Consider the following 25,149-nt stretch of genomic DNA (forward strand, 5'->3'; position numbering starts at 1 on the left):
GCTTCAGACTGCGTTCAGGCGTGGTTTTGAACAATGCAGTCAGGTCAGCAAGGGGCTGATCACCAAGCATTCAACAAGGAGTACCACCATGAACCACATCCGCAACGCATTCACCGTTTCCAAGGCACGCAACTGGGCTGCTGCTGCATTGTTTGCAGGCATGGCTGCTGGTGCCATGGCCCAGACACAGCCTGCAGCGCCTGCTGCCGCTCCCGCCGTCACAGCCGCACCTGCAGCAGCAGCTGCCCAGCCTGGCCGTATGTACTACGGGCCTGCGCTGACGATTCGCCAGATCTATGACCAGCTCGACGCTGCAGGCTACCGTGATCTGCGTGAAATTGAATGGTCCGATGGCCGCTATGAAGTCAAGGGTCGCAATGCACAGGGCGCACGCGTCAAGCTGGAGCTCGATGGCAACACTGGCGCTATCCTGCGCGAGCGCATCAAGCGCTAAGACGCGGTGCGCTGGCGCACCCAAAGGTAGTTCATTTCAGACATAAAAACAGGGAGGTTAGACATGCAAGTTCGTATCGCCTGGGGTATCTGGTGGCTGGGGCTGACCCTGGCCTGGGCTGCCGCCGCCGCGCCGTGGCAGGGCATGGCAGCGGCCAGTGAGCCTGCTTTCTGGTGGCAGTTGCGCCAGCATGCGCTGTATCTGAGCGGTATCTGGAGCATTGGCATGATGAGTCTGGTGATGCTGCTTTCGCTGCGCCAGCGCTGGATGGAGCGGCCGCTGGGCGGTATGGATCAGGTCTATTGCCTGCACAAATGGGCAGGGATTGCAGCGGCGGTGGCTGCAGTGCTGCACTGGGGGGCCAAGGAGTCCAGCGGTCTGATCAAGGGCATGGTGGGCACGGCAGGGCGTGTACCGCGCGAAGCCGTACTCAGCTGGGCCACAGACTGGCGTGGCACGGCCAAGGACCTGGGTGAGTGGGCGTTTTACGCCCTGCTCATCATGGTGGTGCTCACGCTGTGGCAGCGCCTGCTGCCGTATCGCCCCTGGCGCAAGCTGCACCGCGTCATGCCTGCGCTGTATCTGCTGCTGGCATTCCACACCCTGGCGCTGACGCCGCTCACCTTCTGGCAAGCCCCGCTGGGCATGGTGATGGCAGCGCTGCTGCTGGTAGGCAGTGTGGCTGCGCTGTGGTCACTGGCTGGGCGCATCGGGCGTGGCCGCAACCGCTATGCCGCGCAAGTGCATGAAGCACGTGTGCTGGGTGGCGCTGCTGGACAGGCTCCGCTGGAAGTGCTGTGTGCCATGCCCAAGAACTGGCCAGGGCACCGTGCCGGGCAGTTTGTGTTCGCCAGCTTTGAAGGCGCAGAAGGCCCGCACCCCTTCACGATTGCCAGTGCGCCCGAAGGCTGCGGTCGCACGGCCGATGGCAAGGAACTGCTGCGTCTGGTGATCAAGCCGCTGGGTGACTACACCCGCCGTCTGCCCAGTTTGCTGCAGCCAGGGCAGGCGGTGCAGATCGAAGGCCCTTATGGCTGTTTTGATGCGCAGGGTGGCGCAGCACGCACCCAGGTCTGGGTGGCTGGTGGCGTGGGCATTACCCCGTTTCTGGCGCTGCTGCAGGCACGCCAGCCCGGTGTGGCATGCAGGGATGGCCTGCAGCCTGCGCATCTGCACTACTGCACGCGCAATGCCGCGCAGGATGTCTTGCTACCCCAGCTACAGGCTTTGTGCGAAGCGGCACAGCCCAGCGTGCGCCTGCAGGTGCATGATGCGGCGCAGGGCGAGTATCTGACGCCCGAGCATCTTGCCCAGTACGGTGCGCAGCTGGACATCTGGCTGTGTGGGCCTGCAGGCTTGGGCAAGGCCATGCGCCAGGCGCAGCAGCGCGGCTGGCGTATTCACCAGGAAGCCTTTCAGATGCGTTAAGACCTGTCAGCACTGACCTGGTTGCTTAAGAAAAAAGAGCTGCCAGCGCTTGATAAATCTATGTTTCCACATAAAAACTATGTGAAAACAAAGAAATATCAGCGCTGGCAGCTCTTATTTTTGTTGCAATCTATACGGCTTAGTGCAGCGTAGGTGTGCTGGGCGCTTCGGGGGGCAGAATGCGGAAAAAGCCTGTGCCTGCAGTGCCACGGCCGACTTCTTCCTCGGTGGCTTCACGCACGGCTTCCACCTTCAGCTCAATGCGCAGCGCAATGCCGGACAGCGGGTGGTTGCCGTCCAGCACCACGTGCTCGGGGTAGATCTCGGTCACGGTGTACAGCGCGTCCTTGGGTGCTTCGGGATTGCATCCGGGGGGCAGGCTGTAGCCTTCGAAGGTCATGCCTTCTTCGATTTCTGCGGGGAACAGTTCGCGCTTTTCCAGAAAGATGAGCTGGTCGTTGTAGTCGCCAAAGGCGTCTTCAGGCTCCAGGTGCAGCTGCAGCGTGTCGCCCACCTTGTGGCCCTGCAGTGCTTCTTCAATACGCTTGAGCAGATCGTCACCACCGACGAGGAATTCAACGGGTGTGTCCAGAACGTCCAGTTCTTCACCCAGGGTGTCCTTGAGGGTCCAGGTCAGTGCAACGACGCATTGAGAGGTAATTTCCATGAAAGTGCAGCCTTGTGCGGACGGTGCCGCGAGGAAAAAAGAAAAGACCGCGCAGGGGCGGATCACTGCGGCTGATTTTCCCACGACTGCCAAGCTGGGGCTGCAGAGCCGGGCATTGGCAAGAACAGCACCATAAAAAACGCCACCCGCAGAGGGTGGCGTGGTGTTTCAGCGTGCGCGGCGCTCAGATATCAATGCCGCACTTGCCGGGGGCCAGAATGCCGTTGGGGTCCAGCGCGCGCTTGATCTTGCGTTCCACTTCGCGCTTGACGGGGCCGTAGCTCTGGGCCACGCGCTCCTGGAAGGCGGTGTTGACGCGATAGACGGCGTAGCCGTGTTCTTCAAAAACATCCAGCAGCTCGTTGAAGCAGGCGTTGGCACGCTTGGTTTCTTCTTCGTTGCTGCGGTCGTACAGCACGTCAATGACGTGGTGCATGTCGCGCCAGCCGACGATGAACTCGCCCACATAGTCAAAGCCGTACTTGTTCAGAATGTCCTTGGCCAGGGTCTTTTGCTTGTCGCACTCGCTGCCGCGTGCCTGCGACACAGGGGCGAACCACATCGAGCCACCGCCCCCACGCCAGTTGTACAGACCAAACTCCTGCAGGTTGGGCACGCCGGACATGAGCTGGGCGCGGTACTTGAAGGGCTGGGTGTCACCCGCTTCTTCCTGGGTGATGAGGCGACCCTTGCCGAGCTTCTTGAGCGCATCGGTGACGATCTTCCAGTTCACATCTACCTGCTCCTGCGTGCCGTACAGCGCGGCATACACGTTCCAAGCGCCCAGGTGCTTGTCCTTCTGGATCTGCTTGAGGATGGCTTCGGGCGTAGCGCCGGGTTCGGTGGTGTAGTCTGAGCGGCGGGTGTTGCAGGTCGAGGCTTCCCACAGCAGGCCAGCAATCACCACCGAGTTGGGGATGATCTGGGCAATGCGCAGGGGGCGGATGAATTCAACGATCTCGTTGATGTCGCTGTCTTCGTCGAACTGGATTTCAAAAGGCTTGAAGACCGGGGGCTTGGGCATGAGCCAGAAACCCATCTTGGTGCAGATACCGTAGTTCGACTGGGTGAACATGCCGTCCAGTGTCGGGCCATAGCCCCACTTGAAGACCTGCCAGGAGTTCTCGCCCTTGACGCCACCCATGCCGGTGCGCAGCACATCGCCATTGGCCATCACCACTTCCATGCCGCACTGCATCATGAAGTGCTCGCCATAGGGGGTATAGCCCACGCCACGGTCCATGGTGTTGCCCAGTGGGCCTGCAATGGCCGAAGGGGCGGAGAAGGACAGCATCAGCGGGATGTTGTTGTCCTGCAGGTAGTCATACAGCTGCTGGTAGGTCACGCCGGGCTCGACCAGTGCTGTGCACAGCTCGGGATCGATGTGCAGGATCTTGTTCATCTTGCGCAGATCCAGAATGATCTGACCGCGCTGCACGGGAGCCGCAGAGCCGTAGCCAAAGTTGCGGCCGGTGGAAATGGTCCACACGGGCACCTTGAACTCGTTGCAGATCTTCACGACCTGCTGCACCTGCTCCACGGTGGTGGCCGTCACCACGGCAGAAGGCACGTGCTCTTCGGTCGGCACGGCCATCATGATCTTGGAGTAGGGGCGAACCAGGTCTTCCTGGATCATGACGTTGTCTTCGCCCAGCGTCGCCTTGAACTTGGCGATGGCGGCGTCGAAGGTGTTCTCGCTCATGCCCTCGGGCAAGGCCATGTATTTGCTAGTCATACGCGGTGTTTCCTAGTATGGGTTTAGATCAGGCAGCGCAGGGCCACGCGGGATTCTTGGCCGGGCTGTGCAGGGGCAGCGTGGCTCTGGCCGCTGACCAGGGTCTGGCCCAGCTGCTGCGCCCAGCCTGTGGCATCGGCGGCAATGCGGTGGTGCTCTTCAGACAGCACGCGGCCACCGGCGGAGCGCACCAAGTCCAGCACCAGGGTGGCGCTGGCGTCATCGAGCAGGCCGACGAGCAGCGTGTCCTGCTGGTCATGGAGCATGGTGTGCAGCTGCTGGAAGCTGGCACTGTCAAAGCCCAGCAGCTGGCTGTGCTGTACACGGGCTGCCACAGACTGCGCGCCCTGCACAAAGGCGGCTTCCAGTGCGTGACCATGTGTGGCCGAGGTAATGGCCAGCACTTCCTGGCCTGCTGCTGCGGCAGGCTTGCCGGTACTGGCCTGTGCCAGGCCCATGCCGGTCAGGGCAAAGCCCGCGGCGGTCAGGGTCTGCAGAAAGGCACGACGGTTGGTATGCATCATGGCTTCCTCGTTCAGCGCAGCTTGGCTGGATCTTCGGTGAATGGCAGCTTGGTTTGCGACAGGTATTCGCCCAGGCTTTGCAGCGTGGCGTCGTCAATGTCGGTCACGCGAAACGCTGGCATGGCGTTGAAGCCGTTGCGCGCAATGGCGGCGAAATACTCGGGCGGCAGGCCACGGCCTTTCAGATTGGGGCCTACGCCAGCTTCGTGGCACTTGGCGCAGATCTTCTCGTAGTAGCGGTGGCCGGATGTGATGTTCTGTGGGTCTGCGGCAAAAGCGGGTGCAGTCAGCCCGGACAGCAGGGTCACTGCTGCCAGATGGATGCGGAACTTCAAAGGGATTCTCCTGGGATGCGGTGTGTCGGGCAGCCATGTGGCGGTGGCTGCCCGGCGCTGGAGGTCAGAGAAAAAACTCAGAAGGGGTACTGACGGGGGGTGGTCTGCATGGTGATCCAGCGCGTTTCGGTGAACGCGTTGATACCTTGCTGGCCGCCAAAGTGACCATAACCCGAAGCCTTGACACCGCCGAAAGGCATTTGTGCCTCGTCGTGCACGGTGGGGCCGTTGATGTGGCAGATGCCGCTGTCGATGCGGGCCGCCACGCGCCAGCCGCGTGCGGTGTCGCGGGTGAACACGGCAGACGACAGGCCAAACTCGTTGTTGTTGGCCACGGCAATGGCTTCTTCTTCGCTGTTCACACGCACGATGCCCTTGACGGGGCCGAAGGTCTCTTCGTGGAAGATGCGCATCTCGGGCGTCACATGGTCCAGCAGCGTAGCGGGCATCAGCGTGTTTTCGGCCTTGCCACCGCACACCAGCTTGGCACCCTTGGCCAGCGCGTCATCAATCATGGCGTTGCAGCGCTCCACGGTGGCCATATCGACCACGGAGCCCAGCACCACAGGACCCTTGCGGGGGTCGCCCAGAGGCAGCGACTGTGCGCGTGCTGCCAGCTTGGCAATGAATGCATCAGCGACCTTGTTGTCCACCACAAAGCGCTCGGTAGACATGCAGATCTGGCCAGAGTTGGCAAAGGCACCAAAGGTGGCTCCGGCCACGGCGGCGTCCAGATCGGCGTCGTCCAGCACGATGAAGGGGGCCTTGCCGCCCAGCTCCAGCAGCGCAGGCTTGAGGTGCTTGGCGCAGGTCTGGCCAATGATCTTGCCCACGCGGGTGGAGCCCGTGAAGCTGATGCGGCGCACCGCAGGGTGGGCAACGATGGCTTCCACAATCGCGCCAGCGTCGGCGGGGGCGTTGGTCACAAAGTTCACCACGCCTTCGGGCAGGCCTGCTTCCTGCAGGGCTTCAATGATCAGGCCGTGGGTGGCAGGGCACAGCTCGGAGCCCTTCAGAATCACGGTGTTGCCGCAGGCCAGTGCGGTGGAGATGGAGCGCACCGCCAGAATCACGGGGGCATTCCAGGGGGCAATGCCCAGCACCACACCGGCGGGCTGGCGCACGGCCATGGCTACGCTGCCGGGCACGTCGGAAGGAATGATCTCGCCATTGATCTGCGTGGTCAGCGAAGCCGCTTCCAGCAGCATGCTGGCCGACAGGTGCACGTTGAAGCCTGCCCAGATGCCGGATGCGCCAGTCTCGGCGGCCATGGCAGCGGCAATGGCATCACCCTTGGCTTCCAGCGCCTGCGAGGCCTTCATCAGCATCTGGCGGCGGGCGTTGGGGCCCATTTGCGACCAGATGGGGAACGCAGCGGCGGCGGCGTCACAGGCGCGGATGGCATCTTCCACCGTGGCAGCAGGTGCGCGGGTGGCAATGCTGCCGTCCAGGGGGTTGAGGCGGTCAAAGGTGGCTGCATTGCTGGCGTTGACGGACTGGCCGCCAATCAGCATTTTTTGCTCGATCATGGAGCACTCCTTGATGTAGTTCGACGTAAGAGTGTGTTGCCGGTGACATGCAGCAACACCAAACAGTGACACAGGCACGGTCAGGCAGATGCCTGGCGTGCTGTTCACGACAGATCAACTCGGGGCTATGCGAAGTCTGTACTGCTGCATATCTTTGTCTCCTGTGCCTTGTGGGTGCGCTGCATCTTTGTGCAGATGGCATGGTGCAATCCTAGAACGCTGCACCATCTTGGGACTGCGCGAATGCGCACAATTTGTTTGACGGTTTGTGCAGATATATTCGGGTTTTCCCTTGATACGCCGCAAAAGTCTGACGTTTTGTCATCTTGCACGTATAAGGGGGAAATTTTTCATAATCTGGGTCAATGCAGCCGGCAGTCGGTTGTGTTAAGTGCACCGAATGGGTGCGCAGCACCTTTAGGCAAGGAGACAGTTTTCCCATGAAGCAAGGCTTTGCGCTCAGCACCGATGGCATGAATGGCCGCGAAGCTGCGCAGGCGTGGCATGACTGGATGGCCATGCTGTTCGCTGGCATCGACAGCGATATCTACGGCGACACCAGCTTTGAAGGCCGGGTGCGCGTAGAGCATGCGGGAGATGTGGTCATGACCAAGCTGGAGGCTGCGCGCCACCGGGTCATGTGCACGGTGCAAAGCGTCCAGGGGCAGGGCGCGGATTACCTGAAGATCGTCGCTCCCTGGCAGGGCATTGCCAATGTGCAGCAAGGTGACTGCAAGGCCAGCGCCCGCAGCGGCAGCTGGGTGATCTATGACACCTCCCTGCCTTATGAAGTAGCCAGTCCGGAGTGGTCGGAATACCTGGTGGTCATGCTGCCCAAGCAGAGCATTGTGGAGCGTGGCCTGCGGCTCGATGGCCTGATGGGGCGCAATATTGGTGGCTGCAGCGGCATTGCCCGCATTGCGCTGGAGACCATGCGCAGCACCTACCAGGAGCTGCCTGCCATGACGCCTGCGGTGGCCCTGCGTGCCGGGGAGCTGCTGCTGGACATGGTGCATCTGTCTCTGCAGGAGCTGGCAGGCCAAAGCACGGCCATGACGCAGCAGCTGGCACTCAAGGACCGTATCCGAGCCTATGTGATGGCGCATCTGCGCGACCCTTCGCTGTCCGTAGAAAGCGTGGCCCAAGCGCTCAACTGCAGCAAGCGCCACCTGCACAATGCCTTTGCCGATGAGCCCGTCAGCGTGGGCGGCTTCATCCAGCAAAACCGTCTGGAGCTGTGCATGCGCGAGCTGCTCTCGCCACAGCTCAAGCACTACTCGATTGCCGATGTGGCGCAGCACTGCGGCTTTGGCAGCAGCGCGCATTTCAGCCGCGCCTTCAAGACTTATACCGGCATGTCGCCCAGCGAATTTCGCGCTATCCGCGTGCAGGCTGATACGGCGCTGCAGCGCTGAGCAGGACTTCCTGCGCGCTGTGCGTGTGCGCGGGGAAGCCAGCGCATATTCTGTGGTTGAGCTGTGGTGCATCAAGCCGCCTCAGCGCTGGCATAAGACAATGGTGGCTGGTTTATAGATTTTTCCCCTCACACCATGGACATCAAAGCCCCTCTGACATTGCTTGGCGGTATTTCGCCTGAGAAATTCATGCGTACTTACTGGCACAAGAAGCCTTTGCTGATTCGTCAGGCAATTCCCGGGTTCAAGCCAATTCTCAGCCGCGCCGAACTGCTGGCGCTGGCCGGTGAGGAAGGTGTGGAATCGCGCCTGATTCAGCAGCTGGGTGAGGGGCAGTGGAAGCTCTCGCACGGCCCCTTCTCGCGTCGCAGCTTTCCTTCGCTGACCAAGCAGGGCTGGACGGCACTGGTCCAGGGCGTGGACCTGCACAACGAAGCAGCACACGCGCTGCTGCAGCAGTTCCGTTTTGTGCCTGATGCGCGCATGGATGATCTGATGATCAGCTTCGCCACCGACCAGGGCGGCGTGGGCCCCCACTTTGACAACTACGACGTATTCCTGCTGCAGGCCCATGGCAAGCGCCGCTGGCGCATTGGCCGACAGAAAGACTTTTCGCTGCAGCCTGATATGCCGCTGAAGATTCTGACCCATTTCGAACCTGAGGAAGCGTTCGTGCTCGAGCCCGGCGACATGCTGTACCTGCCACCCAAGTGGGCGCACGATGGCATTGCTGAGGGTGGCGAGTGCATGACGTACTCCATTGGCTTTCGCTCGCCCAAGCAGGACGAGATGGCGCGCGAGATCTTCCTGCGCATGTCCGATGCGCCCGATGAGTGCCCCAAGGACGTGGTCTACAAGGACCCCAAGCAGTCTGCTGTCGCCAACCCTGGCCAGATTCCAGAAGGCCTGTACGCATTTGCGCGTGAAGCTCTGCAAAAGGCACTGGCCGAGCCTCTGGCGCTGGAGCGTGCGCTGGGTGAGTACATGACTGACCCCAAGCCCAATGTCTGGTTTGAACCTGCAGACGGCTACGCCATGATTGAAGGTGTGCGTCTGAACCGCCGCACCCGCATGATGTATGACGCCAAGCACATCTTCATCAATGGCGAGAGCTACCTGGCCGGTGGCAAGGACGCCAAGCTCATGCAAAAGCTGGCCGACACCCGCGTGCTGACACGCCGTGAAGTGCAGCAGTTCAGCGACGACGCGCTGGAGCTGCTGTCCGAGTGGGTGGATGCAGGCTGGGCCGAAAGCGTGAACGACTAACACTGGCACGCGTCACGCTGCACATCAGCCATGTGCAGCGTGGTGTTGCTTGCAGGGAGTACCTCTGGACATCACAAACGGTTACAAAAACTGTAGCAAATGCCTGTCAACGGAGTTCTGAGAGCAGGCGTTAAGGTGGGGAAGTCTGCGAAGTTGTGATCGAGCTGATCGCCGCGCAGAGGGCAGATAGGTCACGCAATAGCGTGGAACTGCATAACTTTTTTCTACCCATCGAGGTTTAACTATGAAGAACGCTTTTATCCTGGCTACCGTTATCGCTTCTGCTGCTTTGGTTGCTTGCGGCAAAAAGGAAGAAGCTCCTGTAGCGCCTGCTCAAGCTCCTGCCGTGGAAGCACCCGCTCCTGCCGCTGAAGCACCTGTGGCACCCGCTGTGGACCGCGCTGCTGAAGCTGCTGGTCAGGCTGCCGAGCAAGCCGCTGACAAGCTGGAGCAAGCTGCTGAAGCTGTGAAGGAAGACGCTCAGCAAGCTGCTGAAGCCTCCAAGGAAGCTGCTGACAAGGCTGTAGACGCTGCCAAGGAGCAGGCTGACAAGGCTGCCGAAGCTGCCAAGTCTGCGATCGAAGCCACCAAGTAATCATTCCCTGCAACACCCGGCATTCACTGCCGGAGGTGATGTACACAAAGACCCGCTTGCATGCACATGCAGCGGGTTTTGTTTTATCTGCTGTCTGTGGGGCCAGGTCTGGCGCAGTGCATGGTGTGGCGCAGCTGCTTCATGTCGCCAGCGCCCGAGGCATAAAAAAACCGCTCACCCGGCTGGGGAGCGGTTTTTGGTTGGCCAGCAGGCCTGAAGCGCTTTACTTCAGGTCGTCTGCAATCACGCGCACGATGCGCTGTGCGGCCTGCGTAGTCTCGGGCTGGCCCTTGGCGTCGAGCACGGTGACCTGGGTCTGCTCGCCGCTGCTGCGCACGGCAATCTGGTACTGGCTGGGCTTGTTCTCAGGCTTGCTGCTGAACAGGCCGCTGAACCAGCCCTTCTTCTTTTCTTCCGTATCAGGGTTGGGTGCCACGTAGCGCACGTAGTACAGGCCCTTGGAGCGGTCGCGGTCTTCCACGGTGAAGCCGGTACGGTCCAGTGCCACGCCCACGCGGCGCCATGCACGGTCAAAAGGCTCTTCCAGTTCCACGGCTGGCTGGCCGTTGATGGTCGCAATCTTGGCGGAGGGGGCGGCCTGCACGGCCGTGGCCTTGTCGGCTGCCACCAGTGCGCGGGACTGCTCTTCGCTCGTGCCCAGCTTGATCATCAGGCGGCGCAGGAATTCGGTTTCCAGCTCAGGGTCAGCATCGCGAGGCTGCCAGACGGTGGAGTCCTTGTTGCTGTTGCTGTAGACCTCTTCCATGCCACGGTGGGTGATGAAGATTTCGGTCTTGCCGTCAGGGCGGCGCTCCAGACGGGTGCGGAAGCGGTCGCGCTCGCTGGTGGAGTAGAGCGAGTCAAACAGCTTGCCGATGGTCGAGCGGATGATGTCCTGAGGCAGCTTGGCGCGGTTTTCCGCCCAGTCGGTCTCGATGATGCCCAGGTCAGGCTTTTCCTGTGACAGGTTGAAGCCGTGGTCAATCCAGAACTCGCGGGTGGGTTCCCACAGCTGGTCGGCAGGGCGGTTGACCACCAGCCAGCGCTTGTTGCCGTCGCGCATGATTTCCACGTCACCCACCTTCAGGGGCGCTGCGCGCTCCACGACAGGCACCTGGTTCTGCTGGCCAGCGGCCAGCGCCACGGCAGAGACCGAGCGGTCAGGTGCTGCCGTGTAGCGGGTGTCGCGGGTCAGCTGTGTCAGATCTGGAGGTACTTCCAGCGTGCTGGCCTTCTTGGCGCTCTTGTAGTCGATCTTGCTCTCTTCAATCACAGAGCAGGCAGACAGTGCAACAGCCAAGCCGATCAGGCTTAAGCGGGCGGTAGTTGTGGTCACTTTCACGCGGAAATTCCTCGAGTGATACAAGACAAATAAAGCAATGCGGATTAAATCAGACCAGCATTACGCAGCGCGGTTTCTACCACAGGCTGGTTGGCTGCCGACAATTCTGTCATGGGCAGACGCAGCGTACCGCCACAGTGGCCCATGCGTGCCACGGCCCATTTCACTGGGATGGGGTTGGACTCCACGAACAGGTGCTTGTGCAAAGGCATCAGCTTGAACTGGATTTCCATGGCGCGCTGGATGTTGCCAGCCAGGGCAGCGGCGCACAGCTCGCTCATCAGGCGGGGGGCTACGTTGGCGGTTACGGACACATTGCCGTGGCCGCCGCACAGCATCAGCGCCACAGCGGTGGGGTCATCACCGGAGTACACGCCAAAGCCCTGAGGCACATCGCGGATCAGCCATTGTGCACGTTCGATATTGCCGGTGGCTTCCTTGATACCGAAGATGGAATCAATCTGTGCCAGACGCAGCACGGTGTCGTGCTGCATGTCTGCGCCGGAGCGGCCGGGCACGTTGTAGAGCATCATGGGCAGATCGCCGACGGCTTCAGCAATGGCCTTGAAGTGCTGGTACTGGCCTTCCTGCGTAGGCTTGTTGTAGTAGGGCACTACCTGCAGCTGGCTGTCGGCACCAACGCTCTTTGCAAACTTGGCCAGCTCAATGGCTTCGTGGGTGCTGTTGGCACCGCAGCCGGCCATCACGGGCACGCGGCCTGCAGCCTGTTCAACGGCCACGCGAATGATTTCGCAGTGCTCTTCTACGTTCACGGTGGGCGATTCGCCCGTAGTGCCCACGACGCCAATGCAGTTGGTGCCCTCTGCGACATGCCAGTCGATCAGTTTGCGCAGGCTCGGGTAGTCGACGCTACCGTCCTCATGCATGGGGGTGACAAGGGCAACGATGCTGCCTTTCAAGGCGACTGTAGATGTGGTCATGACCGCGAGAGAAAACGGGAAAAGGGCATTCTAACGATTGCGCCAGCATGCAATGCAAGCAATGTATTCGCGTTGACCCTAGACAACACGGATTTGCGCAAACTTTGCAGATAGTCACTCAAAAAAATGAGCTGTCAGCGCTGTTTATACAAGCAATTGCGATCTATTTATATGTAAAATGCTTTCAAATCAAGCGCTGAATGCTCTTATTTTTATGAGGATGCGCCTTGGCTGTCTGTCTGCGCTGATAGGCAATGCTGCCTTGTCTGACATCGTGTCACCCAAGGATGCGGCATACACAAGTCTTCACAAGGAGACGGTGTATGAGCGTGAATAAATGGTGGTGGCAACTGTCAGGTTGGCTGCAGACTGTGGGTGCGCACCACACTGATTGGCTTGCTGGGGGTGCTCACGGCATTGCTGGCTGCGGTGGTGGAGATCTGGATTCCCTGGGAGCTGCCGGGCTTTGTAGATGTGGCAGCCATTGAAAGTCTGCTGACCATCATTGCCTCCAGCATGCTGGCTGTGACCACGTTTTCGCTGGGTGTCATGACCTCGGCCTACGGCTCTGCCACCAGCAACGTCACACCGCGCGCCACCAAGCTGCTGATGGAAGACCCCATCACCCAGACGGTGCTGGCCAGCTTTATTGGCTCATTCATCTTCAGAGTGGTGGGCATGATCGTGCTGCGCTTTGGTGCCTATGGTGAACGTGGGCGCGTGGTGCTGTTCATCGTCACGATTGCCGTGATTGCCCTGATCGTGGTCAACCTGCTGCGCTGGATTGACTACCTCACCCGCTTCGGGCGCATGGGGGAGACGATGGGCCGCGTCGAAGACGCCACCCGCACCGCGCTGCAGCAGTGCCTGGCGCAGCCCTATCTGGGCGGGCAGTGCTGGCCGTTTCCGCAGCACCCGCCGCAGGCAGGTATTGCGATTGCTGCAGAGCAGGTGGGCTATGTGCAGCACATCGACATGCCCGCGCTGGCGCAGGCTGCCAAGGAGGCAGGAGGGACGATCTACATGGGAGCCACACCGGGCAGGCATGTGTTTGTGGACTCACCGCTGGCGTGGCTGGTGTGCAGTGCACAGACATCGCCCGAAGTGCTGGAAGCGGCTTTGTCCGCCATACGTGCCAGCTTCAGCGTGGGCAATGAGCGCAATTTTGAGCAGGACCCGCGTTTTGGCCTGGCGGTGATGTGTGAGATCGCCTCGCGGGCGCTCTCTCCTGCCACCAATGACCCGGGCACGGCGCTGGACGTGATTGCGCGCAGCACCCGGCTGCTCAGTGTCTGGGCGCAGGGGCTGCGTGAGCGCGAGGCGCAGGAAATTGCTGCTGACTAACCGGAGATCTTCGTGCCCCCGCTGCGCAGCGCAGACCTGTTCGATGACGCCTTCATGCTCATGGCTCGCGATGGCGCAGGGCTGGTGGAAATTCAGCTGCGCCTGCAAAAGTCACTGGCGGCGCTGGGGCGCATTGGTCATGGCGAATTCCGGCAAACCGCGCGCGAACAGGCTGAACTGGCGCTGGCGCGTGCCGATGTGGCCATGGCACTGGAGCACGACAAGCAGCGCCTGCATGCCCTGGTGCAGGAGTTAAGGCAGCAAAGCTGCGGGCGCAGCCGCCGCGTCTTTGACGGCTGCAATGCGCTGCACGACGCGCTCTGGGCTGTGGCGCAGGCCGTGCTCATAGGCCACCACCTGCCAGCCGCTGCACACCTGCAGCAGCTCGCCGGGGGCCAGCAGAAAGTCCGGGCGCGAGGGCTTGCCGTAGGCGGCATTGCCCTGGCCAAAGGTTTCATAGATCAGCAGGCCACCATCGCGCACGCTGCCCAGCACCTGGGGCCACAGCGGCCGCCACAGGTAGTTGGTCACCACCACGGCATCAAACTGCTGGCCGGGCAGGGGCCAGGGGCCGTTTTCAATATCCGCTTCAATGGCGCGCACGCTGGCAGGCAGCTGTGCCAGGGCTTGCGGATTGCGGTCAATACCGGTGACATGGTGGCTCAGTGCCGCCAGAAAGCTGGCATGGCGGCCATTGCCGCAGGCCACGTCCAGCACCTGTGCGCCTGCAGGCAGCAGATGGGCAAAGCGCTGCACCCATTCAGAAGGGGCAGAAAGTGCAGACAGTGCAGAAGGTGCGGGCGCAGGCGTGCTGCCCTGCGGCAAAGCAGTAGAACAAGTCATGGGGTGTGGGGTCAGAAGCAGGCCCAGACCTGGTCTGCCAGCGTCAGCATGAAGTCGGGCTGCAGGTACATGGCAAATACGGCCAGCAGGGCCAGGCAGACCACCACCCAGATCACGCCGCGCAGCCACGCGGGCAGTCTGGGCATGGAGGAGGGGGGAGAGGTGGTGGACATGCCTGTTATTGTGACAGCAGTGGCTGCAGCTTACGCCGCCGTTGCTGCCTGACGCTGCAGTGGCGCTTCACGCACGGGCAGGTTGACGAGGGCGGCAAATACGCCCAGCGCAATCGACAGATACCAGACCATGTCGTAATTGCCATTGATGTCATACAGATAGCCGCCCAGCCACACGCCCATGAAGCTGCCAATCTGGTGGCTGCAGAACACAAAGCCACCCAGCATGGACAGGTGTTGCACGCCAAAGATCTGTGCAATCGTGGCGTTCGTCAGCGGCACGGTAGACAGCCACAGAAAACCCATGGCTGCGGTGAACAGGTAGACCGACCAGTCCGACAGCGGAGTCAGCAGGAACAGCACCGTGACTACCGAGCGCATGCCGTAGATGCCTGCCAGCACATAGCGCTTGCGCATAGGGTACTTCTGGCCCAGATTGCCCGCCAGATAGGTGCCAAAGATATTGAACAGCCCCACCAGCGCCAGCCCCACGCTGGCCACATGGGGCGACATGCCAAAGTCCTTGAGGTAGCTGGGCATGTGCACACCAATAAACATCACCTGAAAGCCGCAGACAAAGTAGCCCGCCGTCAGCAGCACAAAGCTGGGGTTGGTCCATGCCTCCTTGAAGGCCTGCAGGGTGGACTGCTGGCGCTGCACGGGTTTGCCTGAGGCAAAGCCCGGCTCACGCAGGCCAAAGGCCAATACGGCAATGATGAGGGCCATCACCGCCAGAATCATCAGCGCATTGCTCCAGCCAAAGGCGCTGATCAGGCCGCCCTCTACCGGCACCATGAAGAACTGGCCAAATGAGCCCGCCGCCGCCGTCACCCCCATGGCCCAGCTGCGCCGCTCCGGGGGAATCTGCCGCCCCAGCACACCATAGACCACGGCGTAGGTCGTGCCCGCCTGGGCCATGCCAATCATCAGCCCGGCAAACAGCGCAAACAGCAGCGTGGTGGGGGCCAGCGCCATGCCCACCAGCCCCAGTGCGTAGAGGATGGCTCCGCCAATGAGCACTTTGAAGGCCCCCATGCGGTCGGCAATCATGCCGATGAAAATGCCAAAAATGCCCCAGGACAGGTTCTGGATGGCAATGGCCAGCGAGAAGCTCTCACGCGTCCAGCCCATGTCCTGCGTAATGGGCTGCAGCCACAGGCCGAAGCCGTGGCGAATGCCCATGGACAGGGTGACGACCATGCCGCCGCACAGCAGCACCTGCAGCATGGGCAGGCGTTGGGGCGTCGTTTGTTGTGTATGGTTTTGCATGACAGCAATGTAGCGAAATGCGTTTGCAAAAGCTGCAACCTGCGCGATATGCATTGCACAAAGCTGCCATCGAATGGCACGATGGACGTTTTCAGACCCGTTCACCCCGCCGCCATCCGGTGCAGCCATGCCCGCCTGTGGGCCTGTTCAGCTGGCATGCGGCATGGGCGTGAGCGGTGCCCATGCGGGGCCATGTGCCCTATTGCAGCCGGAGTCGACGATTGGTTACTGTGAATTTATCCAGCACTGAGCTGTGGCCGGAACTACAATCCGCCCCCATGGCAGCTAAACCCTCTACTTCTGCATCCGCCTATTCGGAAGGCTCAATCCGTGTTCTCAAGGGCCTGGAGCCCGTCAAGCAACGCCCCGGCATGTACACCCGCACCGATAACCCCCTGCACATCGTGCAGGAGGTGATCGACAACGCGGCGGACGAAGCACTGGCCGGATACGGTAAAAAAATCAAGGTCACATTGCACAGCGACGGCTCCGTCAGTGTGGAAGACGATGGCCGCGGCATTCCCTTTGGCCTGCACCCTGAAGAAAACGCTCCCGTGGTGGAGCTGGTCTTTACACGCCTGCACGCTGGCGGCAAGTTCGACAAAGGCAATGGCGGCGCGTACAGCTTCTCCGGCGGTCTGCACGGCGTGGGCGTCTCGGTGACGAACGCTCTGGCCACGCGCCTTGAAGTGACGGTGCACCGCGACGGTCAGGTCGCTTCTCTGGCCTTTGCTGGCGGTGATGTGGTTGAACCCTTGACCACCCGCGACATGGCCAGCGGCGACCGCAAGCACGGCACCACGGTGCGTGTGTGGCCAGATGCCAAATACTTTGACAGCGCCAACCTGCCCATGCATGAGCTGGTGCACCTGCTGCGCTCCAAGGCCGTGCTCATGCCCGGTGTGAGCGTGACGCTGACCAATGAAAAGAACAAAGACGTTCAGCAGTGGCAGTACAAGGGTGGCCTGAAGGACTACCTCTCGCAGACGCTGAATGCCGACCCCGTCATCCCGCTGCTCGAAGGCGAAGCTTATGCCGACAAGCACAGCGACACCTTCAGCGAAGGCGAAGGCGCCGCCTGGTGCCTGGCCTTTACCGAGTTGGGCACGCCCGTGCGCGAAAGCTATGTCAACCTGATTCCCACCACCGCAGGCGGCACGCATGAAAGCGGCCTGCGCGATGGCCTGTTCCAGGCTGTGAAAAGCTTTATCGAGCTGCATGCGCTGCTGCCCAAGGGCGTCAAGCTCATGCCTGATGACGTCTTCGCCCGTGCCAGCTTTGTGCTCTCGGCCAAGGTGCTGGACCCGCAGTTCCAGGGCCAGGTCAAGGAAAAGCTTAACAGTCGTGACGCCGTGCGTCTGGTCTCCAGCTTTGTGAAGCCCGCCATGGAGCTGTGGCTCAACGCCAATGTGGAGCACGGCAAAAAGATTGCAGAGCTGGCCATCAAGGCTGCCCAGACCCGCCAGAAAGCGGGTCAGAAGGTGGAAAAGCGCAAGGGCTCCGGCGTGGCCGTGCTGCCCGGCAAGCTCACCGACTGCGAAAGCCGCGACATCTCCGTCAATGAAGTGTTTCTGGTGGAGGGCGACTCCGCCGGTGGTTCGGCCAAGATGGGTCGCGACAAGGAAACCCAGGCCATCCTGCCCCTGCGCGGCAAGGTGCTCAACACCTGGGAAGTGGAGCGCGACCGCCTGTTTGCCAACAACGAAGTGCACGACATTTCTGTAGCGATTGGCGTAGACCCCCATGGCCCCGATGACGAGCCTGACCTGTCCGGCCTGCGCTACGGCAAGATCTGCATCTTGAGCGATGCGGATGTGGACGGCTCCCACATCCAGGTGCTGCTGCTGACACTGTTCTTCAAGCACTTCCCCAAGCTCATCGAGACAGGCCATGTCTACATCGCCCTGCCGCCGCTGTTCCGGGTGGACGTGCCTGCGCGCGGCAAAAAGCCTGCGGCCAAGGTCTATGCGCTGGACGAGGGCGAACTGAACGCTATCCTCGACAAGGCCGCCAAGGAAGGTGTGGCACGCGAGAAGTGCCAGATCAGCCGTTTCAAGGGCCTGGGCGAGATGAACGCCGAGCAGCTGTGGGAAACCACCCTCAACCCCGACACGCGCCGCCTGCTGCCCGTGCAGGTGGAGGATCTGGACCTCGCCACTTCCGAGCTCATCTTCGGTCAGCTCATGGGCAAGGGCGAAGCCGCCGCACGCCGCGAGCTGATGGAGCTGCACGGCAACGATGTGGAAGTGGACATCTGAGCCCGTGCCCGCCAAGGCCTGCCCCTTGTTCTTTTTTCAGCAGCAGTGCGCCACCATGCGCACTGCCTTATCTGACAAGGTCTGCTGCCCCGGCAGCAGCCCACCCCCGACATACGTATGAGCGATCAACCCGAAGTCGAAGCAGTTCAACCCTCTACCGCCGCAGCACCTTTGCTCGATCTGGCCACCCAGGCGTCCGGTGACGTGCTGGAGCTGGGCCAGTACGCCCGCCGTGCCTATCTGGAATACGCGCTGAGCGTGGTCAAGGGCCGTGCCCTGCCGGATGTGGCGGATGGCATGAAGCCCGTGCAGCGCCGCATTCTGTACGCCATGGGCCGCATGGGCCTGAGCTACTCCGGCACCAACAACAACACCCCTGCCAAGCCCGTCAAATCCGCCCGTGTGGTGGGTGACGTGCTGGGCCGCTTTCACCCGCACGGTGACCAGTCCGCCTACGACGCCCTGGTGCGCATGGCACAGGACTTCAACCAGCGCTACCCGCTGATCGACGGCCAGGGCAACTTCGGCAGCCGCGACGGTGACGGCGCAGCCGCCATGCGCTACACCGAAGCGCGCCTGAGCAAAATCACCACGCTGCTGCTCGATGAAATCGACGAAGGCACGGTGAACTTTGTGCCCAACTACGACGGCTCCACGCAGGAGCCCCAGCAGCTGCCCGCACGCCTGCCCTTTGCCCTGCTCAATGGCGCCAGCGGTATTGCTGTGGGTCTGGCCACCGAAATCCCCAGCCACAACCTGCGTGAAGTGGCCGATGCCTGCGTGGCGCTGATCAAAAAGCCCGCCATGCTGGACGATGAGCTGTACGCCCTGATTCCCGGCCCGGACTACCCCGGCGGCGGCCAGATCATCAGCAGCGCGGCAGACATTCGCCATGCCTACAGCACCGGCCGCGGCAGCCTGAAGGTGCGCGCACGCTGGACGATCGAAGAGCTGGCGCGCGGCCAGTGGCAGATGGTGGTCAACGAACTGCCGCCCGGCGTGTCGGCCCAGAAAATCCTGGAAGAGATCGAAGAACTCTCCAACCCCAAGGTCAAGGCAGGCAAGAAGGCGCTGACGCAGGAGCAGCAGCAGCTCAAGGCCACGGTGCTTTCCGTGCTCGACAGCGTGCGCGACGAGTCCAGCAAGAGCGCCCCCGTGCGTCTGGTGATCGAGCCCAAGACCAGCAAGACCCCGCAGCAGGAGCTGATCACCATCTTGCTGGCCCACACCAGCCTGGAAACCTCGGCCAGCATCAACCTCACCTCCATCGGTCTGGACGGCAAGCCCGTGCAGAAGTCGCTGCGCCGCATGCTCGAAGAGTGGGCGGCCTTCCGCCAGCAGACCATTACCCGCCGCTCGCAGCACCGTCTGGAGAAGGTGCAGGCCCGCATCCACATTCTGGAAGGCCGCCAGATCGTGCTGCTCAACATCGACGAGGTGATTGCCATCATCCGCGAGAGCGACGAACCCAAGGCCGCGCTGATGGCCCGCTTTGACCTGTCCGAGCGCCAGGCCGAAGACATTCTGGAAATTCGCCTGCGCCAGCTGGCCCGTCTGGAAGCCATCAAGATCGAAAAGGAACTGAACGAGCTGCGCGAAGAAGAAGGCAAGCTGCAGGACATTCTGGCCAACCCCAGGAGCCTGCAGCGCCTGATGGTCAAGGAAATCGAATCCGACGCCAAAACCTTTGCCGACGAGCGCCGCACGCTGATTCAGGAAGAGAAAAAGGTGGTCGCCGAAATCAAGGTGCCCGATGAGCCTGTGACCGTCATCGTCTCGGAAAAAGGCTGGGTGCGCACGCACAAGGGCCACGGCCATGAGGCAGGCAACTTCAGCTTCAAGGCGGGCGACCAGCTCTGGGGCACTTTCGAGTGCCGCACGGTGGACCAGCTCATCGTCTTTGGCAACAACGGCCGCGTCTACAGCGTGGCCGTGGCTACGCTGCCTGGCGGCCGTGGCGATGGCCAGCCCATCAACACCATGATTGACCTGGAAGCAGGCACCCACATTGCCAGCTACTTTGCAGGCCCGGTCTCGGCCCAGCTGCTCATGAGCGGCAGCGGTGGCTACGGCTTTGTGGCCAAGGTGGAATCCATGCTGGCCCGCAACAAGGGCGGCAAGGCATTCGTCACCATTCAGGACGGCGAAACCCTGTGCCAGCCTTCCATCATCGGCGGCACCAATGGCAGTACCCCGCTGCCAGATGCCACCCATGTGGCCTGCCTGACCACGGGCGGCAATGTGCTGACCTATGCACTGACCGAACTCAAGACCATGAGCGGCGGCCGTGGCCTGCAGCTGATCAAGCTGGAAGACAAGGACGCGCTGGCCGGTGCTGCAGCCTATACCCGCTCGGTACGCATCACCGGCGTGGGCCGGGGGGGCAAGGCCAAGGAGGAATCCCTGGAAATCCGCTCCCTCAACAACGCGCTGGGCAAGCGTGGTTCCAAGGGCAAGGCCACGGGCTGGACGTTCAAGCCCAACGGCATTTTCCGCGTTGAGTAAATGTGATAGCTATTAGCGCTTTCTGGACGGGCGCTAGAAGCCAAAAAGGCTGTTAATCCTGTAAAGGGTTGGCAGCCTTTGTTTTTTCTTCTTTGCTTGTGAGAGAGAGGGCTTTTCTCCCTCGCCCGCTTGCGGGAGAGGGTAGGGGTGAGGGTGGTGTTTACTCCTTCCCCCGCTGGGGGAAGGCAGGGATGGGGGCCAGCTCTGTTGGAGGTTGCCAGGCAAGCGCTGCACGACAGTCGCCAGTTTTATGAATGAAATATGGCTCCAACGCAGATGCAGAAAGCGCTTGCAGCTATGAATTTGGCATTCGCTCCCTCTCCCGCTTGCGGGAGAGGGTAGGGTGAGGGTGGTGTTTACTCCTTCCCCCGCTGGGGGAAGGCAGGGATGGGGGCCAGCTCTGTTGGAGGTTGCCAGGCAAGCGCTGCACGACAGTCGCCAGTTTTATGAATGAAATATGGCTTTAGCGCAGATACAGCAAGCGCTGATAGCTATGAATTTGATATGTACTCCCTCTCCCGCTTGCGGGAGAGGGTTGGGGTGAGGGCGGTTCTGCTTCTGGTTTGGTTGCTGCTATGGGTTTGTTTGCAGAGGCTGGGTGGTTACACCGACGGGCAATTCTTTGTTACTCCAAAGAGTCGCTCGCCGAAGCAACGTAGGTGTCGGGTCCCGGACGATTGGCTACTTAAAAACAAGTGTCCGTTGCTGCATGGCCGAGAGGTACTTCGAGAAGTTCTGGCAACATGGCAAGCCCGCGTTCGGTTGGGTGATGGCCTTTGGTGCGCACGGCATGGTGCTGCCGCTGATGGGGATTGGCCCCATGGTCTGGAATATTCCGCTGGATGGCGCGATCTCTGAGGTAGTGGGTACCACGATCTGGATGTGGACGATTGAGTGCGTTCGCCGCCAGATGTTGTGTAAAGCTTGAATGACTGCATCCATTGGCTGAGCGCCAGTGTTTGCGGAATGAACCGATGCTTCTACGCCAGCCACAGGCTGGCGTGGTCTCTAGACACAACCAACTTCCGGCACTGGTCTGCGCGGATGTGCCACAGGCGTGAGTCAACCCGCGCCTGTGGCTGGTGCTTGATTCAAGCCCCGGCAACTCATGGCCTCAGTACGGTTTGCCCCACCAAGCAGATTCAGGGCATGTCCGGGTTATAGGGCTGTTCCCCGGGTGAAAGCTCGCCGGGGTTAAAGGGGTCTTCGCCGGGTGAAAGATCACCGGGGTTGAAGGGGTCTTCGCCGGGTGAAAGGTCACCGGGGTTATAGGGCTCTTCACCGGGCGAAAGCTCGCCGGGGTTGAAGGGTTCCTCTACGGGGGGCTGTGTTGCCTGAAAGCCGGGGTCTTGCAGTTGCAGATCCAGCAAGGCCTGCTGAGGGTCAATCACATCGTCATTCGGCCCGGTAAAGGGCTCGGTGCCAGGCACGGCCACCAGGCTGGGGTCAGGGAGATCAGCAGCGGGTGCGTCTGTGTCTTGGTTCAGCAGGCTTTGCAGTTGCTGCATCTGGTCCAGACTGGGGGTGGATTCCAGCTGCATCAAGGCGGGATCAGGGGTAGCCGGTGCTGGAGGGGTAGCAGGTGCAGTAGGGGTAGCAGGCTCTGGAGGGGCGGCTTGTGCGGCAGCGCGTTTTTGCAGCGCTGCCTCACGTGCCTTGGCGAGTTGCTCTGCGGTCGCGGTAGGGGTGGCTGGTGCTCCTGCTTCGGCTCGCGCCCTTTCGGCTTCCGCCTTGCGCTGGGCCAGCAAGGCCGCCGCGCTGTTGGTGGCTGCAGGGGGGGGCGCAGCAGGCGTAGCCCCTGACAGCTGCGTTATCAGTTCGTTGATTTGTGCTTGCTGCTCAGGGCTGAGGTTGGGCTGTTGCTGCAGGGCCTGGAGCAGGGCCTGTGCCTCCTCGCCAGACAGGGAAACAGGCACCGTGGAGGACGCTGCTGTGCCAGCAGGTGCATTGAGTAATGCTCGGTTTGCGTTGGCAATATCGGTCAGATTCTGGACGATGGCATCTATCAAGGGATTGGGTGCTAAGGTGACGCCAGATAAGAATGGCATGCCCTGCTGTGGGGTGTCGTTCAGTGGCAGGGTGGCCATCTGGCTGGGGTAAATCTGGGTATCTGGGCTGGGACTGCTACCGCCTGAGGGGGGGGCACCAGTGCTGACTGCGAGGTAGGTTCTGCCGTCGGGCGTGGTGGTGACAAAAAAATTGGTGGCCTGGGCCTGCGAGACCAGACCCAGTGCCAGCAGTGCTGCGGCCAGTGTGTGGCGGGAACGGAAGGGGGGTAAAGCCAGTGGCATATCGACCTCTGCGGGTTAGAACGCGTAAGTCAACGACACATTCACAGAGCGGTCGTTGTAGGTGGCCATGTCGTAGTTGGAGCGCACGCGCAGCCATGACAGGCCCAGATTGGCAGAGACTGCTTCGGTGAGCGGAATCTGCTGTGCAAAGCCGACGGAGTAGTTGGAGGTGCGCTGCACCTGATCCAGGCTGATTTTGGTGTCGGGTGCCTGGTGCTTTTTGTGGGCGTAGCTGGCGTAGATGCTGCTGCGCCAGGGACCGGGGCTCCAGGCAAAGGGCGAGGGGTAGCTGGTGCTGGCACCTGCCGTCCACAGGTTGCGCTGCAGGCTGTAGGCATGATCGTGGGCCGAGCGCTTCTCGTGCATCCAGCGGGCATACACCATGGCGCGAGTGCTCCACTGGTACTGCCAGCCAGCGGTCAGCGCATTGCGGTGCTGGTCTTTGGCATTGCCTGTGGGGTGGGTGCTGTTTTGGGCATAGTTTTCGCGCAGGTGGTGCCAGGACAGGGTCAGCAGCTGCCGGGGTGCAATGCGCCAGTTGCTGTTGACTTCCAGCCCCTGGCTGTCCAGGTAATGGGCGCGGGCCAGGTCTACGCGGTGGGCTACCAGCTGCACACCCAGCTGGCCTTGCAGGCCCCAGCGTGCCATGGAGAAGGTGGGGCCGGTGCGCAGCGACATTTGCTGGCGGCGGTTGCGGGGCACATGGTGAGGCAGGGCGGTAAGGACGTTGCCCGAGGTCTGCCAGTAGTCACCTTGCTGGTTCCAGTGCCAGCGCCAGCCCAGTGAGGCATTGGCTGTGCGCATCACATCCGAGCGGCGCGCTGCGCTGTCCCACAGGGGGTAGATGGCGCCCAGAATGTCTACACGGTCGCCAGCAGGCCCGGCGTTGGCGTTGTGCTGTGCGGTCAGCCCCAGCGTGACGGAGCCGTACAGGCGGTGCACGTTCAGGGCCTGGTTCAGCTGTGCCAGGCGCTGCTGCACCACGGCACGCACGTCAGGTGGCAGATCATTGGCACGCAGCAGTTGCTCATAGCCTGCGCGGGCGCTGTCCAGCTGCTGCATGCGGTGGTCCAGCATGGCCAGCTCCATGGTGGTGGCCAGGTGCCCGGGGCGCAGCCGCAAGATGCTCAGATAAGCTTCTCGTGCTTCAGCCATGCGCTGCGCCTGCAGCAAGCGATGGGCATAGGTGTAGAGCGCGTCGACGTTGTCGGGGTGCCGGGCCAGATAGGCTTCCAGCTCTGCAATTTGTGGAGATAGTAATGCTGAGGAACTGTCAGCAGGGGGGGTGATAGTGGTCTGTGGGGTGGTTTGCGCCGATGTAGCGCTTGTCAATGTGAATCCCAGCAACACTGCTGCGGCTTGTGTGGGAAGTCGGCCGGTGACTTGTCTCTTGAGTCGGTGGGTATGCATGTGCTTGTCTATGCGGACGGAAGACCCATTGCTGCGCAGTTGCAGCCAGAAGGGGTGACCAACTAGGCCAGTTTGCGTCGCGCGAAGGTCATCTGCTGGCAAGGTCTGGAGTTCAAAAAATACCAATGCAGGCAGATGAAAATGCGGAGGAAAGCAGCTGGTGCGTAAAAAAGATGGCCAAAGGTAGTGGATTGCTCAGAAGTCTGCAATCACGGTTTTTAGTGAGTTGTATGTTTTTTGTGACACAAAATGTAAATTTATGCTTGGTTCACTGTGTTGTGTGATTGGTGAAGTTTTCTGGCGTTAGCTGAGAGGTACGGCTGTCGTGCAGCGCTTGGTAGCCAGCTTCCAACGGGTCTAGCACCCATCCCCGCCTTCCCCCAGCGGGGGAAGGTGAGCCGGCACCCTCACCCCAGCCCTCTCCCGAAAGCGGGAGAGGGAGTGAATACAAAATTCATAGCTACCAGCGCTTGCTGGATGCGCACTAGGGAACCTCTGCATAAGTCCCCAACGCATGTGCTTGCACATGCGTGCCGGGTGCGGCAGCATCCCGGCCTATGCAGCAATTTGATCTTGGCCTGAACCTTTCCACCAAAAAAACACGTAAACGTGAATTCCTGGAGCAGATGCAGCAAGTCGTTCCATGGCAAGAGTTGGTGGACTTGATTGCGCCATATGCACCTGAAGGTCGCAAAGGGCGGCCTCCATTTCCTGTGGAGATGCTGCTGCGCATTCACTTTATGCAGCAGTGGTTCAACCTCAGTGATCCAGCTATGGAAGAAGCGCTGCATGACATGCCCTTGTTTCGGGAATTCGTTGGCCTGT

23 protein-coding genes are annotated in these 25,149 nt (G+C 61.2%); 11 read left to right on the forward strand and 12 right to left on the reverse strand.

Annotation, left to right across the window (positions count from 1 at the left end):
- Positions 1 to 88 precede the first annotated feature (88 nt).
- Positions 89 to 454 (forward strand): PepSY domain-containing protein, encoded by a 366-nt coding sequence (locus F7P80_RS14805; protein WP_240183904.1) that lies wholly within the window; start codon positions 89 to 91, stop codon positions 452 to 454.
- A gap of 63 nt (positions 455 to 517) precedes the next feature.
- A complete protein-coding gene (locus F7P80_RS14810) occupies positions 518 to 1,882 on the forward strand; it encodes a ferredoxin reductase family protein (RefSeq protein WP_151045760.1) in 1,365 nt (454 codons plus the stop codon).
- 139 nt (positions 1,883 to 2,021) lie between these two features.
- On the opposite strand, the gene F7P80_RS14815 is transcribed toward F7P80_RS14810, so the two are convergent.
- Positions 2,022 to 2,549, reverse strand: a complete 528-nt coding sequence (locus F7P80_RS14815; RefSeq protein ID WP_054066514.1) for an FKBP-type peptidyl-prolyl cis-trans isomerase — start codon at positions 2,547 to 2,549, stop codon at positions 2,022 to 2,024.
- Between F7P80_RS14815 and F7P80_RS16965 the strand changes: the two genes are divergently transcribed.
- The gene (locus F7P80_RS16965; RefSeq protein WP_162777417.1) at positions 2,548 to 2,685 is read left to right on the forward strand and encodes a hypothetical protein; all 138 of its coding nucleotides are present in this window, start codon (positions 2,548 to 2,550) and stop codon (positions 2,683 to 2,685) included. The genes F7P80_RS14815 and F7P80_RS16965 overlap by 2 nt on opposite strands.
- A 48-nt stretch (positions 2,686 to 2,733) precedes the next feature.
- Here the strand turns inward: F7P80_RS16965 and F7P80_RS14820 are convergent, their stop codons facing one another.
- The 4 genes from F7P80_RS14820 to F7P80_RS14835 all read right to left on the reverse strand — a co-directional run bounded on the left by F7P80_RS14820 (position 2,734) and on the right by F7P80_RS14835 (position 6,672).
- Positions 2,734 to 4,284 (reverse strand): FAD-binding oxidoreductase, encoded by a 1,551-nt coding sequence (locus tag F7P80_RS14820; RefSeq protein ID WP_054066513.1) that lies wholly within the window; start codon positions 4,282 to 4,284, stop codon positions 2,734 to 2,736.
- A 23-nt stretch (positions 4,285 to 4,307) separates the two neighbouring features.
- Complete coding sequence (locus F7P80_RS14825) at positions 4,308 to 4,805, reverse strand: hypothetical protein (protein ID WP_151045761.1); 498 nt, start codon at positions 4,803 to 4,805, stop codon at positions 4,308 to 4,310.
- A gap of 14 nt (positions 4,806 to 4,819) precedes the next feature.
- A complete protein-coding gene (locus tag F7P80_RS14830) occupies positions 4,820 to 5,143 on the reverse strand; it encodes a c-type cytochrome (RefSeq protein ID WP_054066512.1) in 324 nt (107 codons plus the stop codon).
- Positions 5,144 to 5,220: 77 nt separating this feature from the next.
- Positions 5,221 to 6,672 carry an aldehyde dehydrogenase gene (locus tag F7P80_RS14835; protein ID WP_151045762.1) on the reverse strand — a complete coding sequence of 484 codons (1,452 nt, stop codon included), beginning with the start codon at positions 6,670 to 6,672 and terminating at the stop codon, positions 5,221 to 5,223.
- A 440-nt stretch (positions 6,673 to 7,112) separates the two neighbouring features.
- Between F7P80_RS14835 and F7P80_RS14840 the strand changes: the two genes are divergently transcribed.
- From F7P80_RS14840 to F7P80_RS14850, 3 genes are all read left to right on the forward strand, one after another.
- Positions 7,113 to 8,087: a helix-turn-helix domain-containing protein gene (locus tag F7P80_RS14840; protein WP_058879730.1), complete on the forward strand. Its 975-nt coding sequence runs from the start codon at positions 7,113 to 7,115 to the stop codon at positions 8,085 to 8,087.
- Between the two features lie 135 nt (positions 8,088 to 8,222).
- A complete protein-coding gene (locus F7P80_RS14845; RefSeq protein ID WP_151045764.1) occupies positions 8,223 to 9,353 on the forward strand; it encodes a cupin domain-containing protein in 1,131 nt (376 codons plus the stop codon).
- A 244-nt stretch (positions 9,354 to 9,597) separates the two neighbouring features.
- On the forward strand, positions 9,598 to 9,948 hold the full coding sequence (locus F7P80_RS14850) for a hypothetical protein (RefSeq protein WP_151045766.1): 351 nt from the start codon (positions 9,598 to 9,600) through the stop codon (positions 9,946 to 9,948).
- Between the two features lie 223 nt (positions 9,949 to 10,171).
- On the opposite strand, the gene bamC is transcribed toward F7P80_RS14850, so the two are convergent.
- Positions 10,172 to 11,284 carry an NlpB/DapX family lipoprotein gene (bamC, locus tag F7P80_RS14855; protein ID WP_054066551.1) on the reverse strand — a complete coding sequence of 371 codons (1,113 nt, stop codon included), beginning with the start codon at positions 11,282 to 11,284 and terminating at the stop codon, positions 10,172 to 10,174.
- 50 nt (positions 11,285 to 11,334) lie between these two features.
- Entirely contained in the window at positions 11,335 to 12,231 is an 897-nt protein-coding gene (gene dapA / locus F7P80_RS14860) for a 4-hydroxy-tetrahydrodipicolinate synthase (protein ID WP_054066507.1), read from the reverse strand.
- A 375-nt stretch (positions 12,232 to 12,606) separates the two neighbouring features.
- Here dapA and F7P80_RS14865 point away from each other — a divergent pair, with 375 nt between their 5' ends.
- Positions 12,607 to 13,575, forward strand: a complete 969-nt coding sequence (locus tag F7P80_RS14865) for a DUF2254 domain-containing protein (protein WP_211372050.1) — start codon at positions 12,607 to 12,609, stop codon at positions 13,573 to 13,575.
- Between the two features lie 252 nt (positions 13,576 to 13,827).
- On the opposite strand, the gene F7P80_RS14870 is transcribed toward F7P80_RS14865, so the two are convergent.
- Genes F7P80_RS14870 through F7P80_RS14875 form a run of 3 tightly spaced genes read right to left on the reverse strand, consistent with a single transcriptional unit; the run spans position 13,828 to position 15,818 of the window.
- Positions 13,828 to 14,418: a class I SAM-dependent methyltransferase gene (locus tag F7P80_RS14870; protein WP_211372051.1), complete on the reverse strand. Its 591-nt coding sequence runs from the start codon at positions 14,416 to 14,418 to the stop codon at positions 13,828 to 13,830.
- A gap of 11 nt (positions 14,419 to 14,429) precedes the next feature.
- A complete protein-coding gene (locus F7P80_RS16835; RefSeq protein ID WP_162777416.1) occupies positions 14,430 to 14,591 on the reverse strand; it encodes a hypothetical protein in 162 nt (53 codons plus the stop codon).
- Between the two features lie 30 nt (positions 14,592 to 14,621).
- On the reverse strand, positions 14,622 to 15,818 hold the full coding sequence (locus tag F7P80_RS14875; RefSeq protein ID WP_054066549.1) for an MFS transporter: 1,197 nt from the start codon (positions 15,816 to 15,818) through the stop codon (positions 14,622 to 14,624).
- Between the two features lie 320 nt (positions 15,819 to 16,138).
- Between F7P80_RS14875 and F7P80_RS14880 the strand changes: the two genes are divergently transcribed.
- The 3 genes from F7P80_RS14880 to F7P80_RS14890 all read left to right on the forward strand — a co-directional run bounded on the left by F7P80_RS14880 (position 16,139) and on the right by F7P80_RS14890 (position 21,551).
- Complete coding sequence (locus F7P80_RS14880; protein WP_054066505.1) at positions 16,139 to 18,118, forward strand: DNA topoisomerase IV subunit B; 1,980 nt, start codon at positions 16,139 to 16,141, stop codon at positions 18,116 to 18,118.
- A 117-nt stretch (positions 18,119 to 18,235) separates the two neighbouring features.
- Entirely contained in the window at positions 18,236 to 20,623 is a 2,388-nt protein-coding gene (parC, locus tag F7P80_RS14885; protein WP_151045768.1) for a DNA topoisomerase IV subunit A, read from the forward strand.
- 709 nt (positions 20,624 to 21,332) lie between these two features.
- Entirely contained in the window at positions 21,333 to 21,551 is a 219-nt protein-coding gene (locus F7P80_RS14890; protein WP_151045769.1) for a DUF1440 domain-containing protein, read from the forward strand.
- Between the two features lie 214 nt (positions 21,552 to 21,765).
- On the opposite strand, the gene F7P80_RS14895 is transcribed toward F7P80_RS14890, so the two are convergent.
- Together F7P80_RS14895 and F7P80_RS14900 are read right to left on the reverse strand one after the other, a co-directional pair.
- Positions 21,766 to 22,914 carry a hypothetical protein gene (locus F7P80_RS14895; protein ID WP_151045770.1) on the reverse strand — a complete coding sequence of 383 codons (1,149 nt, stop codon included), beginning with the start codon at positions 22,912 to 22,914 and terminating at the stop codon, positions 21,766 to 21,768.
- Positions 22,915 to 22,929: 15 nt separating this feature from the next.
- Positions 22,930 to 24,246: a surface lipoprotein assembly modifier gene (locus F7P80_RS14900; protein WP_170265398.1), complete on the reverse strand. Its 1,317-nt coding sequence runs from the start codon at positions 24,244 to 24,246 to the stop codon at positions 22,930 to 22,932.
- Between the two features lie 635 nt (positions 24,247 to 24,881).
- On the opposite strand from F7P80_RS14900, the gene F7P80_RS14905 reads away from it, so the two are divergent.
- Positions 24,882 to 25,149: transposase (locus F7P80_RS14905; protein ID WP_151045774.1), on the forward strand; the 268-nt coding region annotated here is incomplete at its 3' end.

It is taken from the genome of Comamonas kerstersii (assembly GCF_008801935.1).
Classification (GTDB): Bacteria; Pseudomonadota; Gammaproteobacteria; order Burkholderiales; family Burkholderiaceae_C; genus Comamonas; species Comamonas kerstersii.